The 17,228-nt window shown below is 72.9% G+C and carries 14 protein-coding genes; 4 read left to right on the top strand and 10 right to left on the bottom strand.

The window, feature by feature from the left end; all coding sequences use genetic code 11:
* Positions 1 to 101: 101 nt before the first annotated feature.
* Positions 102 to 1,214: an alpha/beta hydrolase-fold protein gene (locus BA175_RS25975; protein ID WP_069173946.1), complete on the bottom strand. Its 1,113-nt coding sequence runs from the start codon at positions 1,212 to 1,214 to the stop codon at positions 102 to 104.
* Between the two features lie 245 nt (positions 1,215 to 1,459).
* Between BA175_RS25975 and BA175_RS25970 the strand changes: the two genes are divergently transcribed.
* Positions 1,460 to 1,672, top strand: coding sequence for an MbtH family protein (locus tag BA175_RS25970; protein WP_069173945.1), 213 nt, complete (start codon positions 1,460 to 1,462; stop codon positions 1,670 to 1,672).
* Positions 1,673 to 1,771: 99 nt separating this feature from the next.
* Positions 1,772 to 2,287: a GNAT family N-acetyltransferase gene (locus BA175_RS25965; protein ID WP_069173944.1), complete on the top strand. Its 516-nt coding sequence runs from the start codon at positions 1,772 to 1,774 to the stop codon at positions 2,285 to 2,287.
* 81 nt (positions 2,288 to 2,368) lie between these two features.
* On the opposite strand, the gene argB is transcribed toward BA175_RS25965, so the two are convergent.
* From argB to BA175_RS25930, 7 genes are all read right to left on the bottom strand, one after another.
* Entirely contained in the window at positions 2,369 to 3,277 is a 909-nt protein-coding gene (gene argB / locus BA175_RS25960) for an acetylglutamate kinase (RefSeq protein WP_079159813.1), read from the bottom strand.
* Positions 3,278 to 3,474: 197 nt separating this feature from the next.
* Positions 3,475 to 5,019: a DUF6056 family protein gene (locus tag BA175_RS25955; RefSeq protein WP_069173943.1), complete on the bottom strand. Its 1,545-nt coding sequence runs from the start codon at positions 5,017 to 5,019 to the stop codon at positions 3,475 to 3,477.
* 45 nt (positions 5,020 to 5,064) lie between these two features.
* Positions 5,065 to 6,504 (bottom strand): glycosyltransferase, encoded by a 1,440-nt coding sequence (locus tag BA175_RS25950; RefSeq protein ID WP_069173942.1) that lies wholly within the window; start codon positions 6,502 to 6,504, stop codon positions 5,065 to 5,067.
* 549 nt (positions 6,505 to 7,053) lie between these two features.
* Positions 7,054 to 7,941: a galactose-binding domain-containing protein gene (locus tag BA175_RS25945; protein WP_069173941.1), complete on the bottom strand. Its 888-nt coding sequence runs from the start codon at positions 7,939 to 7,941 to the stop codon at positions 7,054 to 7,056.
* 11 nt (positions 7,942 to 7,952) lie between these two features.
* Positions 7,953 to 9,548 carry an alkaline phosphatase D family protein gene (locus BA175_RS25940; protein WP_069174271.1) on the bottom strand — a complete coding sequence of 532 codons (1,596 nt, stop codon included), beginning with the start codon at positions 9,546 to 9,548 and terminating at the stop codon, positions 7,953 to 7,955.
* A gap of 278 nt (positions 9,549 to 9,826) precedes the next feature.
* Positions 9,827 to 10,366: a tellurite resistance TerB family protein gene (locus BA175_RS25935; RefSeq protein WP_069173940.1), complete on the bottom strand. Its 540-nt coding sequence runs from the start codon at positions 10,364 to 10,366 to the stop codon at positions 9,827 to 9,829.
* Positions 10,367 to 10,547: 181 nt separating this feature from the next.
* Entirely contained in the window at positions 10,548 to 12,758 is a 2,211-nt protein-coding gene (locus tag BA175_RS25930; RefSeq protein WP_069174270.1) for a HelD family protein, read from the bottom strand.
* Between the two features lie 226 nt (positions 12,759 to 12,984).
* Here BA175_RS25930 and ppk2 point away from each other — a divergent pair, with 226 nt between their 5' ends.
* Positions 12,985 to 13,935, top strand: coding sequence for a polyphosphate kinase 2 (gene ppk2 / locus BA175_RS25925; protein WP_069173939.1), 951 nt, complete (start codon positions 12,985 to 12,987; stop codon positions 13,933 to 13,935).
* Between the two features lie 114 nt (positions 13,936 to 14,049).
* Here the strand turns inward: ppk2 and argG are convergent, their stop codons facing one another.
* Positions 14,050 to 15,501, bottom strand: a complete 1,452-nt coding sequence (gene argG / locus BA175_RS25920) for an argininosuccinate synthase (RefSeq protein WP_069173938.1) — start codon at positions 15,499 to 15,501, stop codon at positions 14,050 to 14,052.
* A 104-nt stretch (positions 15,502 to 15,605) separates the two neighbouring features.
* Here argG and BA175_RS25915 point away from each other — a divergent pair, with 104 nt between their 5' ends.
* Positions 15,606 to 16,088 (top strand): MSMEG_6728 family protein, encoded by a 483-nt coding sequence (locus BA175_RS25915; protein WP_069173937.1) that lies wholly within the window; start codon positions 15,606 to 15,608, stop codon positions 16,086 to 16,088.
* 446 nt (positions 16,089 to 16,534) lie between these two features.
* Here the strand turns inward: BA175_RS25915 and BA175_RS25910 are convergent, their stop codons facing one another.
* Entirely contained in the window at positions 16,535 to 17,047 is a 513-nt protein-coding gene (locus BA175_RS25910; RefSeq protein ID WP_069173936.1) for a hypothetical protein, read from the bottom strand.
* Between the last annotated feature and the right edge of the window lie 181 nt (positions 17,048 to 17,228).

The following is a 17,228-nucleotide window of genomic DNA, read 5'->3' as shown; positions in this document are numbered from 1 at the left end:
GAGCCCCCGGCCGGTGGCCCCGAAGGGAGGAACCCTTCGGGGCCACCCGGCCGTCCCCCTCCGGCCGGTCGGCGCGCCCGCCGGGTTGCCCGGAACCGCCCTCAGGCCAGCGCCCAGGCGACATCCCTCAGCAGGGCGTGCCGCCAGCCCGCCCGGTCGTGCCCCGACGGGGACCGGGACACCCGTACGGTCGCACCGGCGCGCCCGGCCAGATCCTCGGCCAGCTCGCAGTGGGGCAGCATCCTCGTCTCGTGTTCCCCGACGTCGAACGCGACCCGCAGACCGGACAGATCGGGACGCTCCCGCAGGCGTGCGGCGACGGCGCCGCCGACCGGGCCGGCCAGGGGATCGGCCGTTCCCCCGGACGTGGGGGTCCACCAGAACGACGGCGACTGGCAGGCGACCCGGGACACCAGGTCCGGGAACTCCAGTGCCGCGTACATCGCGCTCAGCCCGCCGAGGCTCTGCCCGGCGACCACGAGCCTGTCCCGGCCGGCGGGTACTCCGGACTCGGCGACCAGCGGCAGCAGTTCGTCCCGGATCGCCTCCCACAGCGCGGGCTCGCACCCGAACTCGGCCGCCCTGTCCCGGGCCGGTACGAAGACGAGGGTGACGGGCGGCATCTCGCCGCAGGCGACGGCCGAGTCGAACGCGGTCATGGCCGGGTGCAGATACAGCCAGTCGTCCCCGTCGAGGAGGAGGACCACCGGCCCACCGCCTCCCGCCGGGTGGACGCGCACGGTGCGGCGCCCGCCGAGCCGGCCGCCGGCCCAGCGGACGCGGATGCGCGGGACGGGCAGGACGTCGCCGGGGCCGACGGCCGGCCAGTGCGGATGGGCCGGGGCGTCCGGGGGCGCGGCGATGGACCGGTCACCGCCCGCCCCGACCGGGTTCAACGGGTCGGCGTACGCCTGGCCGTCCGCCAGGAACCGGTAGGTCACCCGCAGCCGCGCGGGCATGCGGACCTCGGCGTACCAGCAGTCCGTACCGCCCCACCGCCGCAGGGGTACGGGCTCCGACCAGCTCTCGAAGGCGATGCTCGCGGCGGACCCCCGCCGGAGGAACAGGGTGACCCAGCCGCCGCCCTCGGTGGGCACCGACGCGGGTGACCGGGCGGACGCCCAGAACGCGTCGGTCCCCGGTTCGCCGGGCAGCCCGTACGCGGCGAAAGCGTGCTTCCCGTCGGCCCGGAGGCCGGAGGCGGGGCCCGTCATCGCCGGCCCCTGACGAGGCCGTCGGCCACGGTCCACCTGCCTGCCCGGGCGGGCACCGCCATGTCGGGTGTGCGGGGGGCGCGTTCGTTCACCTGGCGCATGAACGTCTCCTTGTGAGGGGGAAATCGACAGGTTAAGCTCATTGCTTGTTAGGTGAGCCTAACCTAAGAAGGTTGTGGCTGGGTGTGCTTCCGGGTGCCCGCCATGTTCCTTGCCGAGTGCGACGTACACGGAGATGACGACCCATGAGCACCAACCCTTTCGACGACCCCGACGGCCGTTTCCTGGTCCTGGTGAACGACGAGGGCCAGCACTCCCTCTGGCCGTCCTTCGCCGAGGTGCCCGGGGGGTGGACGACCGTTCTCGAGGAGACCACCCGTCAGGCGTGCCTGGACTTCGTCGAGGCCCACTGGACCGACCTGCGCCCCCGTTCCCTCGCGGAGTCCGTGGACGCCTGAGCCGCCCCGGGTGCGCTTCCGCCCCGGACCGCCCGTGGCCCGGGCCGGGGGGACACCCCGGCGAGCCGTCCCCGACCACCGACCGACGAAAGGCACTCCTTGTCCACGGCCGCGCCTGCTCCGCTGCCGCCCGCGCCCCTCTTCCCGGCGCCACGCGTGCGGCGCGCCCGCGAGGAGGACGCCGACGCCCTCGCCGGCCTCTCCCGGCCCTTCGTCCACTCCGGGGCGCTGCGGGAGCGCCCGGTGTCCCTCTACGCCACCCGGGCCGGCGACTTCCTCGTGGCGCAGACGTCCGGAGGCCGGATCGACGGCTGCGTGGGGGTGCGGGCGTACCCGTCCGGGCCGGGGGAGCACTCCGGGCCGGCGGGCGTGCTGTACAACTTCTGCGTGGCCGCGCACAGTCAGGGGCGCGGAGTGGGAGCGGCACTGCTGCGCGCGGCCCTGGCCGACGCGCGCGCCCGGTCGCTCGTCGCCCTGTTCGCCGCGACGACGGGCGAGGGCGGCCTGTTCCTCCGCTACGGCTTCACCCCCTCGGCCGCTCTCCCGGCGCCCCGGTCCTGGACGGAGTCACTGGACCCGCGGCGCAACGCCCGGGTTCTCGCCAGGCTCCTGTGACCATCCGTCCGGGCTCCGGGGCAGCGGTCCCGACGCTGCCGCCGGCCGTCCGGCGCCAGGGAGGGTGCCCTCCCGCCGCGGTCATCCCGGGCCGGTCCCGCGGTCCGCCGCCGTGCCGGCCACCACCGTGGTGCCGTAGCCGGTCTCGGCGAGGGCGCCTCGCAGTACCGCGTGCGGCCTGCGGCCGTCGAGTACGCGGGCGCTGCGCACGCCGCCGCGGACGGCCCGTATGCAGCCCTCCATCTTCGGCAGCATCCCGCCGTCGAGCCCCGGCAGCAGGGCGTCCAGCGCGTCGGCCGTGAGGCGCTCGACGACCTCGGTGCTGTGCGGCCAGTTCGCGTACAGCCCCTCGACGTCGGTGAGCACCACCAGACGCTCGGCGTCGAGGGCCACGGCCAGGGCCGAGGCCGCGAGATCGGCGTTGACGTTGTAGACCTGCCCGTCCTCGCCGCGGGCCACGGGGGAGACCACGGGTATGCGCCCCTGGTCGAGGAGCGTCCGCACCGTGTCCGGGTTGACGTCCACGACGTCGCCGACGAGCCCGATGTCCACCGGCCGCCCGTCCACCACGGCCGGCCGCCGTACGGCCGTCATCGTGTGCGCGTCCTCACCCGTCATCCCCACCGCGTACGGACCGTGGGCGTTGATGTGACCGACCAGCTCCCGCTGGACCCGGCCGGTCAGCACCATGCGCACGACGTCCATGGTCTCCCGTGTGGTGACCCGCAGGCCCGCCTCGAACCGCGTCTCCAGGCCCAGGCGGTCGAGCGTCGCGTCGATCTGCGGGCCGCCGCCGTGCACGACGACCGGGCGCAGGCCGGCCTGCCGCAACTCCACGACGTCCCGGGCGAAGGCCCGCAGAAGGGACGCGTCCACCATGGCGTTCCCGCCGAACTTGACGACGACCGTACCGGCACGCCGCCGCCCCGGCCGCGCGAGTGGCCCGCCGGCCGGATCCGTCTCCGCGCGCTCCGTGACGACCGGTCCCATCGCTGCCCCCACCTCCGGACGGACCGGCAGCAGCACGCCCCCTGCCGGATTGTTAGCTAAGCCTAACCTAATAAGCCGTATGGGGGGGGTGGGCTCCGGAACGGAAGGCCGGTATCAGCCCCGGGACGGGCGCCGCCGGCCCGCGCGCCGTCCCGTCCCCTTCCGGCCGCGGCCATGGACCAGGAGCGAGGCAGGCCTCAGGGGAGCCGGGTCGAGTAGGTGACGCGTTCGAGGTGGTAGTAGTCGGCCACGCACCCGGCGGGCCACGGGTTGCGCCCCTGCCGCCCGAACGGCTCCAGCATCCCGCTGACCGTCACCGCCTTGTACGGCAGCACCTCGGCGCCGGCCGCCGATCGCTCGCGCAGCCACCGGTCCTGGTGGTCCCACCGCTGGGCCCGGGCTTCCATGCTGCTCCCGAGGCGGCTGAGCGAGACGGCCGGCCCGACGCACACCAGCAGGCAGAGCGCGGCACAGAGGGCCGTGGCCGGTCCGGTGTGCCGGGTGCGCAGCCGGATCGCCTGCCCGAGGAGGAAACCGGCGCCGACGAGCAGGGCGATGTACAGCAACAGGTAGTCGTTCCACAGCCGGTTGGTGGTCCCCACGCGCGCACCGAAGGCCGGATAGGTGATGACCGTGCAGAGGTAACCGGAGAGGAGCAGCGCGAGCACGCCCGCGGCGGCGATCAGGAGGCGGTGCGCCGGCGGACCCGGCGGGTGTCCGTCGGCGCGGCGGGCGGTCAGGCCGAGCAGGAGTCCGACGGCCAGCGCTCCGACGTACTGCCAGGTCGAGGCCACCGTGACGACGACCTCTCCGAACCCGCGCAGCGACCCGATGAGCGAGTCGGGGGCGAGGAGGGCGGCGTCCTGCGCACCGTACCGCTCCCGCCGGGCCCGGGAGCCGGGTGAGGTGAGCAGGACGAGCGCCCCGATCCCCGTCCCTGCGATGCCGGCCGCGCACCACGCCCACCCGAAACGCCGGACAGGGGCCGGGAAGACGCGGCGGCCGACCAGCACGGCGGTGCACAGGACGACCAGGACGACGACCGCGCTCTCCTCGGACAGGGTGCCGATGAACAGGCCGGCCAGCAGGGCCACGGCCAGGGCGACACCCCTGCCCCGGCGCGAACGGGCCCGCAGGAGCGGGAGCGTCGCCGCGCAGGCGAGCACGGGAGGCAGGGTGTGGGAGACCGAGGCCGCGGGCCAGTAGAAGGTCTTGTAGGTGTTGGCCGTCACGAAGAGGAAGAGCACGGTGACCACGGACGCGGTCAGCAGGGCCGTGCCACGCGGCACCGTGAGGGCCGCCCCGCGCAGCACGGAGGCGGTCACCGCCCACAGGACACCCAGCGTCAGCACCCCGCTGACCAGGGCGAACCACTGGTGACCCGCGACCCCGAACACCGCGTACGCGCCCACCAGCAGTCCGTTCGCGATCCTGCCGTTGTCCTCGAGATAGAACGTGCCGACGATACCGGCGAGGCCCTCGTCCCGTACGACGGGCAGGAAGCACCAGTCGTCGGCGCCGGGGCGGACCCAGCGCCCGAACCAGGAGGCGGCGCCGAGCAGCACGAGGAACGGCACCGCGAGCGCCGGCACCCACAGGTCCGTCCACGGCCGTGCGTCCGCACGTCCACAGCGCCGTTCCGGGGGGAGGCGCTCCTCACCGCCCGCACACCCCGCCCCGTCCGGCCGCCCCCGCTCCTCCGGCTGTTCGGGAACGGCGGTTCCCGGGACGCTGCCACCCATGTGCGCGACCGCCTTTCGTCACCGGAGGGGGTACGGAGCCGTCGTTCAGAGGCTGTCGGACCGGCTCATCGACCGCTCGGGCCGGGCACCGGCCGGCCGGTTCTGCGGGGCGCCGGCTGCCCGGCCCGACGTGATCGCCCACCGGGCCAGCAGGAAGGAGACCGGTGTGACCAGCACCCCGGCGGCCAGGGCGGCGAGGTTCTTGTCCATGCCGAGACCGGTGACCGCGAGATAGAGCAGGACACCCGAGGCCACCAGGTTCACCGCGCTGGAGAGGGGATAGCGCACGAAGGCCCGCCAGGTCGGCCTCGTGCCCACCGTGATGTAGGAGTTGAGCAGGAACGAGCCGATGACGCTCACCGTGAAGCCCACCACATGGGCGGCCAGGTACGGCATCCATCGGTTCAGCGTGTAGTAGACGCCCAGGTACACCGCCGTGTTCACGCAGCCGATCAGCAGGAACGAGGCGAACTGCCGCACGGTGCGCGACCGTCCGGCCGCGCGCTCGCCCAGGGCTTCCTGGCCGGCCGGCGGCGGCCCGGCCGGCGGCGTACGGCACGTCTCGCTGGTCTCCCGCACCACGTAGGGCGGGCGGTGCTTCGCCTCGTGGTAGATCCGGCCGACGTACTCGCCGATGACCCCGAGCGTCATCAGCTGGATTCCGCTCAGCGCCACGACGGCGGTGAGGAGGGTGGCGTAGCCGGGTGTCTCGGCGCCGTTGAGCGCCACGTTCACGACCGTCCACAGGGCGTAGGCGAGCGCTGAGAAGAAGACCCAGAATCCCGTGTAGATGGCAAGGCGCAAGGGGCGGTTGTTGAAGGAGAGCAATCCGTCGATGCCGTAGTTCAGCAGGCGTCTGCTGCCCCACTTCGACTGTCCGGCCGCGCGCTCGCTGTTGCGGTACCTGAAGCTGACCGTGTCGAAGCCGATCCAGGAGAAGATCCCCTTCGAGAAGCGGTTGCTCTCCGGCAGCAGGAGCACACTGTCCACCGCCCGTCGCGACAGCAGCCGGAAGTCCCCGGAGCCGTCGATGACCTCCACGTCCATGCAGCGTCGGACCAGGGCGTAGTAGGTGTGGGTGAGGGCGTTGCGCAGTACCCCGTCGCCCCGCCGGTCGCGCCGCGGAATCACCTGGTCGTATCCGTGCCGGTGCAGTTCCAGCATGCGGGGGATGAGCTCGGGCGGGTGCTGGAGGTCCGCGTCCATGAGCACCACCGCGGCACCCCTGGACATCCGGAGTCCGGCCAGCATGGCCGCCTCCTTGCCGAAGTTCCGGCTGAACGCGGTGTACCGGACGCGTGCGTCCGCCGCTGCGAAACCGTGCAGCAGCAGCCGTGTCCCGTCACTGCTGCCGTCGTCCACGTAGCAGATCTCCAGGCCGTCCCCGAGGGGTTCGAGGACGGAGAGCAGGGTGGCGTGAAAGGTCTCGATCGCCTCGGCCTCGTTGAAACACGGCACCACGACCGACAGCTGAAAGGCAGTCATTCCACGCTCTCCGACATCGGCTGACACCCGTCCCGGGCGACGGGCAGCGTCCCGGGCCCCCGACCACTGTGGCGGTCGCCGCCGGTGCGTACCGCCGGCTCGGGTGCCGGACGCGGCGAACGCCGCCCTCTTTCACGCGAACGGCGGACACACGCGCTCCGGGCGTGCGCGTCGTCCGCACGCGCCGGCGGACCGCCCCGGCGGGCCGGACCGCTGCTCCGCGGTCACGACCCCGTCGGCGCGGGACCGGGAAGGCGCCCGGTGATCCGGGCGACGGGCCCGCGGACCCGGCGAGCGGCGCGGCGAACGGCGTGGGGTGGGACGCGCGCGGTCACGGTGGTGGGGGAGGGCCGCTCGTCCCCCGCGGGGCCGGACCGCTCGGTGTCGGCGGCGGCACGGCCGGGGCGGTGTGCCGTGGTGCCCCTGGTCGCCCAGGCGTACGGGGATGTGGTGGGCGGTCCGGGCGCGCCGGTGGCGGGAAGCGGGCGGCCCCTGCCGGTCCGGGGACGGGCAGGGTCCGCCGGGCGGGGACGGGCCCCGGGACAGGAGCTACCGCGGTGCGAACGCCTCGACCTCCAGGATGCGTGAGTAGTCGCTGCTGTTGGACGCGTGCACGACCACTCTGATCGAGTCGGTGGTGACCGGATCGAACGTGGTCACGACACGTTCACGGGTGTTGGCACGGTAGGAGCCCACGGTCAGCCAGTCACCGCCGGTCCTCACCTGGACGTCGAAGTCCTTGACGCCCTGGAGGGCCGCGGGCCGCGACGGGGTGCCGTAGGTGACGACCTCGATCCGCCCGAGCTGAACCGGCTCGGGCCAGGTGACCGCCAGCCAGTCCGGGAAGACCCCCTTGTCGGCGTCGTTCCACCCGCTCCCGGTCGACCAGTTGCGGTAGTCGCTGTCGCCGTCCACCGCCCCGCAGGTACGGAAGTTGCCATGCGTGGAGGACGCGGTCGCCAGCCGGCCGAACGCCAGATTCGTTCCGGGGGCGGGCTCCGGTACGGCCTCGACGGTGAGGGGCACGACGACGCGCTGCTTGCCGGCGGTCACGGTCAGGTCGTACGTGCCCGGCGCCGTGCCGTGCGGCACCCGGACGCCCACGGAGCGGGTCACCGGCTGGTCGGGGTCGGTGGCCGGGAGGTAGGTCGAGAAGACCTCGTCCGTCAGGACGATCGGCGCGTCGGCGGCCAGCGTGGCGTCGGCGAAGACGGGCTCGTTCCCCGTGTTGGTCATGCTGACGGCGAGCCTGGTGGGCAGACAGGGGAGCTCGCTCGCGGTCAGGCTCCCCGGCGCGACCGAGAGGGTGACAGTGGACCGCGGACTCTTCGCCCCCGGCCGGCTCGTGACGGCACGCGCCTCGTCCGAGGGGAGGCCGGCCGCCACGGCGGCGGCGGCCATGCCCACGACGGCCGTGAGAGGGAGGATCTTCTTCACCGGTGGTCTCCTCAAGCCTGCTGAACGGCGGCGACACCGTTCTCGACGGCGAACACGGCACGGCTGCTGACGGTGCCGTCAGGGACGGTGACCTTGTCGCACACGCGGAAGTCGGACAGCCACAGTTCCGGAGTGATCTCACAGCTGACGTAACCGCGCTTGAAGTTGCCGAACCTCATGTGCGGATTCTCGTCGAGGAGCACCTGCCCTCCGGCGTCGAGGTCCTGCCCGTCCCGTCCTGACGTGATCGACGTCCCGACGAACTCGGTCGCCACGACCCGGGAGTCCGGGTCGTGGAAGTCCAGGGCGAGGTCGCTGACCACGCTGCGGTGCAGGTCCCCGGCGAGACTGACGACGTTGCGGATCCCGCGCGCGGCGATGCCGCCGAGCAGGCGGTCGCGGGAGGCGCTGTAGCCGTCCCAGGTGTCCATCGGCACGGCCACGTCCGGCCCGGACACGGTGTCGAGCAGGGTGATGGCGGTCTGGTGGCCCAGGACGTTCCAGCGGGCCGGTGAGGCGGTGAGCCCGTCGAGCAGCCAGCGCTCCTGGGGGAAGCCGAGGAGCGAGCGTGCCGGATCGGCGGTCGCCGCGTTCGGCGCCTTCGTCCCGTCACCGTTGGCCTGGTCGTCGCGGTACTGGCGGGTGTCGAGCATCGAGAACTCGGCGAGCCGTCCGTACCGCAGCCGCCGGTGGAGCCGCATGTCAGGGCCTTGCGGCAACTGGGGCGCGCGGAGCGGCATGTGCTCCCAGTAGGCGCGCAGGGCATTGGCCCTGCGCACCAGGAACTCGGCCGGCGGGGTGCTTCCCGCGTGGGGACCCGCCCAGTTGTCGACGACCTCGTGGTCGTCGAGGACCACGATCCAGGGGGCGGACGCGTGGGCGGCCTGGAGGTCCGGGTCGAGCTTGTAGGTGGCGTAGCGCCGGCGGTAGTCGTCCAGCGTGACCGCCTGACGGGTGTTGTGCTCCTCGCCGTCGCCCGGGCGGATCCCCCGGTCGTTGCCGAACTCGTAGATGTAGTCGCCGAGGAAGAGCACGACGTCGTGCCGGCGCGAGGCCAGGTCCCGGTGTGCGGTGTACCAGCCCTCCCAGATCGCCTGGCACGAGGCGAACGCGAGCGACATGCGGGGCACGAGCTGCTCGGGGGAGGGCGCGGTTCTCGTCCGCCCCACCGGGCTGATGAATCCTCCGCAGCGGAACCGGTAGAAGTACTCACGCCACGGCTTCAGACCGCGGACGTCCACATGGGCGGTGTGCCCGAACTCGGGGCCGACCCGGGTCGTGCCGCGCCTGACGACCCTGCCGAACCGCTCGTCGGTGGCCACTTCCCACTGCACCGGGTACGTCCGCCGGTCCATCCCGCCGAACGGGTCCAGGGGGTCGGGAGCCAGGCGCGTCCACAGGACGACACCGTCGGGGAGCGGGTCACCGGAGGCGACGCCGAGGGTGAACGGGTCGTCCACGGGGCGTGCCGTGGTCAGGGCGGAGGCCGGTCCGGTTCCGGGCAGGGCGCCGGAGAGGGCGAGGGCGGCGGCAGCGCCCGTGACGGTCAGGAACCGTCGGCGTGTGGCTGCCGTGAACGCTGGGGGCGGAGCGGGTCTGGAAGTCACCCGCACACAGAATCAAAGGGCGATGAACGAAGGGCGTACCACACCGATCCGCGGGCGGGCGGCTGGACAACGTCCGTGCCACCCCGAGGGCCTCCCGGTATCCCCGTGGCCCGGGCCGGCGCATCGAGGAAGCGATCCGGTCCGGTCCCGCGGGGCCGCCGGCCTTCGTTCCGCGCGCCCTCGGTGCGCGACGGCCGCCTCCCGGACGGCCGGGGCGGTGGCCGCCCGGGTGCCGGGGCGCACGCACGCCGGGCCGCCGCCCGGCAGGTGAGCGGAGATCAGAGCTGGAATTCCCCCGGGGAGAGGTTGAGTGCCACGCACACCTCCCGCAGGACCGACTGCTCGGCGGGGGAGAAGTCCCCGTCCGCGCCGGCGATGACGATGCCCGTCTGGATCACCGCCCGTGCCTCCGTCGGCTTCTTGAGGGTCTTCGCGATGTCCTGCATCGCCTCGGCCTTCCCCTGCGGGAAGTCGCGCGTCAGTGCGTCCACGTGCTTGTCGAAGCGCTGACGCAACTGCTCGGGCGGGAAGTTCCGCAGCACGTCGTTGCTGACGATCAGGGACTCGACGTGCTGCCGCTCGGCCGGGTCCACCTGCCCGTCGGCCGCCGCCACCAGCGCGCACATCGCCATGCTCGCGTCCCGGTACGCACCGCTCTTCAGCTCGGTCTTGAGGGAACCGAGCTGTGTCTTCAGCGTGCTCACGAGCTGGGCGCGCGAACCACCGCCCGAGCCCGGCGCCCCGCTCCGCCCGCTTTCGCCCCGGGAGGACTGCTGCAGCGTCCTGGCCTGGTCCTTGAGCCGGTCCCACACCGCCATGTGACGTCACCTCGGTAGTCGTCCGGTACACCGGTCGCGCGTCCGCGCGTCCGCATCCGTCCAACGGCCCGCTCCGGGTAAAGGTTCCGCAAAGCCGGGAGCCGTCGCAGGCGCCCTTCCGGCTCACCGGCCCCTCCCCGGCGGGGACGGCCGCCGGGGAGGCGGCGGGCTTCGCGCCCCGTCAGCGCAGTGCTTCGGGCAGCGGCTCCCGGTGGACGATGCCGAGACGCTGTGTGGCCCGGGTCAGCGCCACGTACAGGTCGCTTGTCCCGTACCGGGCCGGCTCCACGACGAGCACGTTGTCGAACTCCAGCCCCTTGGCCTCGCGCGGGTCGAGCAGCACCACCGGCAGGGTGAGGTCCGGCGCGGCCCCGGCCGTGACGCCGGCGAGCGGGGCGGCGATCTCCTCGTGGAGGGCGCGCGGGGCGATCACCGCGAGGCGCCCCTCCCCGGGCGTCAGCTCCTCGACCGCGCGCGCCACCGCGTCCGCCAGGTCCGCTCCCGCGTCCCGCGTCCACGGCACCTCGCCGGTGGACCGCACCGAGCCCGGCGGCTCGAAGGAGGGATCGGCGGCCCGGACGACCTTCGCGGCCAGTTCCATGATCTCGGCGGGTGTGCGGTAGTTGACCGCGAGCCGGACGTGCTCGAAGCGGTCACCGACGTACGGCTCCAGGATGCGCTCCCACGAGCCGACACCGGCCTCCTCGGAGGTCTGCGCGGGGTCGCCGACCAGGGTCAGCGAGCGGGTGGGCGACCGGCGCATCAGCAGCCGCCACGCCATCGGGGACAGCTCCTGGGCCTCGTCGACGATGATGTGCCCGAAGGCCCACGTCCGGTCGGCGGCGGCGCGCTCGGCCGCGCTGCGGTGATCGGCCTCCTCGTGCCGCTCCGCCATCCGTTCCGCGTCGACGATGTCGTGGGCGGAGAGGATCTCGGACTCCTCGTCCTCGAACTCGTACGTCTCCGACCCCCGCGACAGCTCCAGCACCCCCTGCGCGTAGGCGATCCGCTCCTGGCGCTCGGCCTCGGCGGCCGCCCGTTCGGCGCTGTCGTCCACGCCGAGCAGTTCGGCCACCTCGTCGAGGAGCGGCACGTCGGCGGGGGTCCACCGGGTGTCCCCGGCCGTGCGCCGGATCGCGGCGGCGTCCTCCTCCGGTACGTACACGGGCTCGGCCAGGTAGTCGCCGAGGAATCCCTCCGGGGTGAGCGTGGGCCACAGGTCGGCGACACAGGCATGCACCTCCTCGCTCGCGGCGACGGCCTTGCCCAGCTGGGCGATGTCGTCGGGGCCGAGGAAGTTGGGGCCCCCGTACGGGTCGGCCCCGATGCGCTCGGCGAGCTGCGCGGTGAGGGCGTCGATGACGTGGAAGGCGAAGTACGGGCGGGCGAGGTTGTGCGGCAGGTGCGTGTCGCGGGCCGCCTGCCGGGCCTCGTAGGCGATCTCCCAGTCCAGGACGAGATCCCCGTCGTCGTGCGGGACGACCAGCGGGGCACCGGGCTCGGGCAGCCGCTGCCGGTCGCGTACGGCGAGGGCGAGGGCCTCCGCCATGTGCGCGCCGCCCTTGACGGCGGCGGCGCGGGGCGTGTCGGTGCCGCGGGCGTGGACCCCGGGGAAGAGCTCGGCCTGTGTGGCCAGCATGACGCCGGTCTCGCCGAGCGACGGCAGGACCTCGCCGATGTAGCGCAGGAAGGCCGGGTTGGGGCCCACCACCAGGACGGCACGCTTGGCGAGCAGTTCACGGTGCTCGTAGAGCAGGAAGGCGGCACGGTGGAGCGCCACGGCCGTCTTGCCCGTGCCGGGGCCGCCCTCGACGACGAGCACACCGCGGTGCGGGGCGCGGATGACGCGGTCCTGCTCCGCCTGGATGGTGCGCACGATATCGCCCATGCGGCCCGTGCGGGCGGCGCCGAGCGCGGCGAGCAGGACGGCGTCGCCGCTCGGGTCCTCGAAGCCGCTGCGCTCGCGGTCACCGAGGTCGAGGATCTCGTCGTGCAACTCGGTCACCCGACGGCCCTCGGTGGTGATGTGCCGACGCCGGCGCAGACCCATGGGCGTGTACCCGGTCGCGAGATAGAAGGGGCGGGCGACCGGCGCCCGCCAGTCGATCAGAAGAGGCGTGTGCGCGGTGTCGTCCTCCCGAATTCCCACCCTGCCGATATGGTGCGTGGTGCCGTCGGAGAGGTCGATCCGGCCGAAACACAACGAGCCGTCCACCGCGTCGAGCGCGGCCAGCAGCCCCGAACGTTCGGCGACGAGCACATCGCGTTCCAGGCGCGCCTGCGCACCGGTCCCGACCGGTGCCAACGCGTCCTGGACGTGCTGCGCGGCGGCACCGCGCAGCACGTCCACGCGATCGTGGAGCCGCCGGACGAATTCCTGCTCCGCCTGCAGGTCGGCATTTTCGCGGGTTGACAAAGTGGCTCCCTGACCGATATTGTAAACCTTGTTGACCCCCGTTATGGGGGTATATTTGTGTGCGCACAGAAACAACAAATATACGCGAGGAAATCCCCGACCCGCAATTGCGGACCGGGGATTTCCGCTGTCCGGCGCGGTCGCGTGTTCGACGCCGCACGCCGGGTGGCGCACCGGGCGAACGAGTGAAAGGCTCCCCTCCGTGGACCGTGATCAGGTGGGCAAGCAGCTGCTGGACGGTCTGACCGTCGACACGAGCAGACCGGAGCAGCCGATCCTCCTCGACGAGGCGGGCAGGCCGATCAAGACCTGGCGTGAGAACTACCCCTACGCGCGCAAGGTCGGCCGCAGGGAGTACGAGCGGGTCAAGCGCGTGCTCCAGATCGAGATGCTCAAGCTGCAGCGCTGGACGAAGGACACCGGCGCGCGGATCGTCGTGGTGTGCGAGGGGCGGGACGCGGCCGGCAAGGGCGGCACCATCCAGCGGTTCACGGAACGCCTCAACCCGCGCGGCGCCCGCATCGTGGCCCTGGACAAGCCCACGGACCGCGAGCGCGGCCAGTGGTACTTCCAGCGTTACGTCTCCCATCTTCCGGCGCCGGGCGAGATAGTCTTCTTCGACCGCTCCTGGTACAACCGGGCCGGTGTCGAACGCGTGATGGGGTTCTGCACCCAGGCCGAGTACGAACTGTTCCTCCGTCAGGCGCCTGACTTCGAGCAGATGCTCGTCGACGACGGCATCATCCTGGTGAAGTTCTGGTTCTCCGTCTCCCGGGCCGAGCAGCGCACCCGCTTCGCCATCCGCCAGGTCGATCCGGTACGTCAGTGGAAACTCTCGCCGACCGACATCGACTCCCTCGACCGCTGGGACGACTACACCACGGCGAAGATCGACATGTTCCGCGCCACCGACACCCCGCACGCGCCGTGGACGGTGGTGAAGAGCAACGACAAGCGCCGTGCCCGTCTCGAAGCGATGCGCAGCATCCTCGCCCGGATCGACTACGCGGCGAAGGATCCGGAGGCGGTCGGCAGGCCGGACCCGCTGATCGTGGGGGCCGCCGCCACGCTGCTGGAGCCGGGGGAGGAGGACACCGCGCTCTCGCCGACCCGCCTCGCCTCCCATGCCGAGGGCCCGGGCGAGCACCCCTGAGCCTTGTCCCGGCATGAGGGCGCCCGGTGGCCGTACGGCCACCGGGCGCCCTCATGCCGGGTGTGGTCGGCGTCGCCCTCGGTTCCCCGAGGGCGTACGGGACGCCGGACCGGGTCAGTCGGTGCCGAACTCCATCGCGGCGCGGTCGAGCATCTGGTCGGCGTCGCCCTCGGCCGGGCCGCGCGAGGCGATGACCTCGGCGCCGCCTTCCGGCATCTCGCCGATCAGCTTCGTCGAGTCGGTCTTGGCGGCACCGAGAAGCGCCGCGTGGGTGGTGCCGACGATGCCGAGACCGGCGTACTGCTCCAGCTTCGCCCGGGAGTCGGCGATGTCGAGGTTGCGCATGGTGAGCTGGCCGATCCGGTCGACCGGCCCGAAGGCCGAGTTGTCGGTCCGCTCCATGGACAGCTTGTCCGGGTGGTAGCTGAACGCCGGGCCGGAGGTGTTCATGACCGAGTAGTCCTCACCGCGCCGCAGGCGCAGCGTCACCTCCCCGGTGACGGCCGCGCCCACCCACCGCTGCAGCGACTCGCGGACCATCAGGGCCTGCGGGTCGAGCCAGCGGCCCTCGTACATGAGCCGGCCGAGGCGCCGGCCCTCGTTGTGGTACTGCGCGACCGTGTCCTCGTTGTGGATGGCGTTGACGAGGCGCTCGTACACGGCGTGCAGCAGTGCCATGCCCGGTGCCTCGTAGATGCCGCGGCTCTTGGCCTCGATGATCCGGTTCTCGATCTGGTCGGACATGCCCATGCCGTGCCGGCCGCCGATGGCGTTGGCCTCCATCACCAGGTCGACCGGCGTGGCGAACTCCTTGCCGTTGATGGTGACCGGGCGGCCCTGGTCGAAGCCGATCGTCACGTCCTCGGCGGCGATCTCGACCGAGGGGTCCCAGAACCGCACTCCCATGATCGGGTCGACCGTCTCGACGCCGGTGTCGAGGTGCTCCAGCGTCTTCGCCTCGTGCGTGGCGCCCCAGATGTTGGCGTCGGTGGAGTACGCCTTCTCCGTGCTGTCCCGGTAGGGGAGGCCGTGGGCGAGCAGCCACTCCGACATCTCCTTGCGGCCACCGAGTTCGGAGACGAAGTCGGCGTCGAGCCACGGCTTGTAGATGCGCAGGTGCGGGTTGGCGAGCAGCCCGTAGCGGTAGAACCGCTCGATGTCGTTGCCCTTGAACGTCGATCCGTCACCCCAGATCTGCACGTCGTCCTCGAGCATGGCCCGCACCAGCAGGGTGCCCGTGACGGCCCGGCCCAGCGGAGTCGTGTTGAAGTACGCGCGTCCGCCCGAGCGGATGTGGAACGCGCCGCAGGTGAGCGCGGCCAGGCCCTCCTCGACGAGCGCCGTGCGGCAGTCGACCAGGCGCGCGATCTCGGCTCCGTACGCCGTCGCGCGGCCGGGCACCGACGCGATGTCGGGCTCGTCGTACTGGCCGATGTCGGCGGTGTAGGTGCACGGGACGGCGCCCTTGTCGCGCATCCACGCGACCGCGACGGAGGTGTCGAGGCCGCCGGAGAAAGCGATGCCGACGCGCTCGCCGGTGGGCAGGGAGGTGAGAACCTTAGACATAGGAAGAGTATGCGCCAGATCGCATGATCATGCAAAGTCGCCTCGTGCGGCGGTGCGGGCCGAAGGGCGTCTGCGGACGGGGCGCGCAGGGGTAGGAAGGTCATATGCAGACTTTCCTCCCCTTCGCGTGCTTCGCGGAATCGGCGGTGACCCTGGACCCGCGACGGCTCGGCAAGCAGCGGGTGGAGGCGCTCCAGGTGCTGCGCGGGCTGACCGTCCCGGGATACGGCTGGCGCAGGCACCCGGCCGTGCGCATGTGGACCGGCTACGAGGAAGCGCTCGTGCGGTACGGGCTGGACATCTGTGCGGCGTGGACGGGGGAGGGGCGCTCCGACACCTGTGCGGCCACCCTGACCCGGGACTACGGCGCCTGGCGCCCGGGCGCGGCCGTCCGGAGTCAGGAGGAGCTGGCCACGGCGGGGGAGCTCCCGCCCTGGCTCGGCCTCCCGGAGTTCCATCGCAGTCACCGGTCGGCACTGCTGCGGAAGGACCCGGACTTCTACCGCGGCCGCTTTCCCGACGTCCCCGACGACATGCCCTACGTCTGGCCCGGATCGGACCGCGACCCCGAGCAGGGACCCGGCTGACCCGTACCCGTGAGGGGGAAGGTGCTCCCGTGCGGCCGGACATCCCACCCCGCCGAAGGGCCGACGCCCGGTAAAGGGGCGGAACGCGGTGCCCGGGTCGTCATGGACCCCGCCCGGTCCGCGTACCGGCTCCTTCGAGTCACCGGGGCCTGTTTCCGGGCCTCGCGACCACCCGCTGTCCGGACTCCCGGCCCGGCCGGTGACGCCTCGGGCTCCGCACACCCGTCCTCGCGGGTGGTGCGGGCAATTCGGCCGACACCCGTTCCCCGCGTTCACGCTGCCGGGCGACCACCGGAAAGGCCCGCGAACGATCTCCGGGGGACGGTGCGGGCCGCTGGCGATCGCGGGGGTCCTGGCGGTGGCGGGTTGCGGGTCCGGCGCCGGTCCACCGGGGACGGGCGGGCGCGCCACGCGTGGCCGCCCCGGTCCGGCTCGGGCGGTGCGGGTCAGTGGGCGACGCCGGAGTCCTGGCCGAGCCGGTCGAGGAGGCCGGCCCCGTGGAGGGCCGCTATCGGCTGCAGAAGATCGGGGTGGCGCAGCAGGGCCGCCGCTTCGAGGTCGTGGACGTCCGGTGAGACCAGGCGCCGGAAGTCCACCGGCCCGCCGCCCGTGTGCTCGCCGTCGGCGAGCGCCGCCACCGCGGTCTCGGCCAGCGCCGGACGGGCGAGCAGGCAGGCGGCCCAGCTGGCCACGACCTCGTCCACCCAGGAACACCACGGGTGGGCCTCTTCCGGGCCCGGAGCACCGGTCACCCGGTCGAGCCGGGCGGAGCCGCCCGGCCCGGCCAGGGCGACCAGAGCGGCGTCCATCGCGCTCGGGTACCGCAGCCACGCGGCGACCGTGACGGCCTGCCGCGCCTGCGCCTGCGACAGCGCCGAGGAGAAGGCCCCGCGGGCCGGGTAGGCACGCGTGAGCCACTGCGTCGTCGCGGAAATCAGCGGGGAGAGATCAACGTGCACTGCCGGCCACCCGTTTAGTCGCCACGGAGTCAGGGGGGCCGACGCTACGCCCGGGACGTCCGTACCCCGCATGACGCAGACCACAGACGAGCGGTGTCGTACGCCACTGCCGGACCGCTGTGCGGTCCGGCAGTGGCCGCTGACGAGGTGACAGCAGGGAGCCCACACCGCACGGCGGCAC

Origin of the sequence: Streptomyces griseus (assembly GCF_001715295.1) — a bacterium.
GTDB classification, from domain to species: Bacteria; Actinomycetota; Actinomycetes; order Streptomycetales; family Streptomycetaceae; genus Streptomyces; species Streptomyces griseus_G.
This window is presented reverse-complemented; position numbering and strand designations above follow the sequence as displayed.

Bases quoted from the DNA above. Each gene is read 5' to 3' on its own strand.
- BA175_RS25955 (WP_069173943.1), bottom strand. From the start codon at position 5,019: ATGGGTGGCAGCGTCCCGGGAACCGCCGTTCCCGAACAGCCGGAGGAG.
- BA175_RS25975 (WP_069173946.1), bottom strand. From the start codon at position 1,214: ATGACGGGCCCCGCCTCCGGCCTCCGGGCCGACGGGAAGCACGCTTTC.
- BA175_RS25970 (WP_069173945.1), top strand. From the start codon at position 1,460: ATGAGCACCAACCCTTTCGACGACCCCGACGGCCGTTTCCTGGTCCTG.
- BA175_RS25950 (WP_069173942.1), bottom strand. From the start codon at position 6,504: ATGACTGCCTTTCAGCTGTCGGTCGTGGTGCCGTGTTTCAACGAGGCC.
- argB (WP_079159813.1), bottom strand. From the start codon at position 3,277: ATGGGACCGGTCGTCACGGAGCGCGCGGAGACGGATCCGGCCGGCGGG.
- BA175_RS25935 (WP_069173940.1), bottom strand. From the start codon at position 10,366: ATGGCGGTGTGGGACCGGCTCAAGGACCAGGCCAGGACGCTGCAGCAG.
- BA175_RS25915 (WP_069173937.1), top strand. From the start codon at position 15,606: ATGCAGACTTTCCTCCCCTTCGCGTGCTTCGCGGAATCGGCGGTGACC.
- argG (WP_069173938.1), bottom strand. From the start codon at position 15,501: ATGTCTAAGGTTCTCACCTCCCTGCCCACCGGCGAGCGCGTCGGCATC.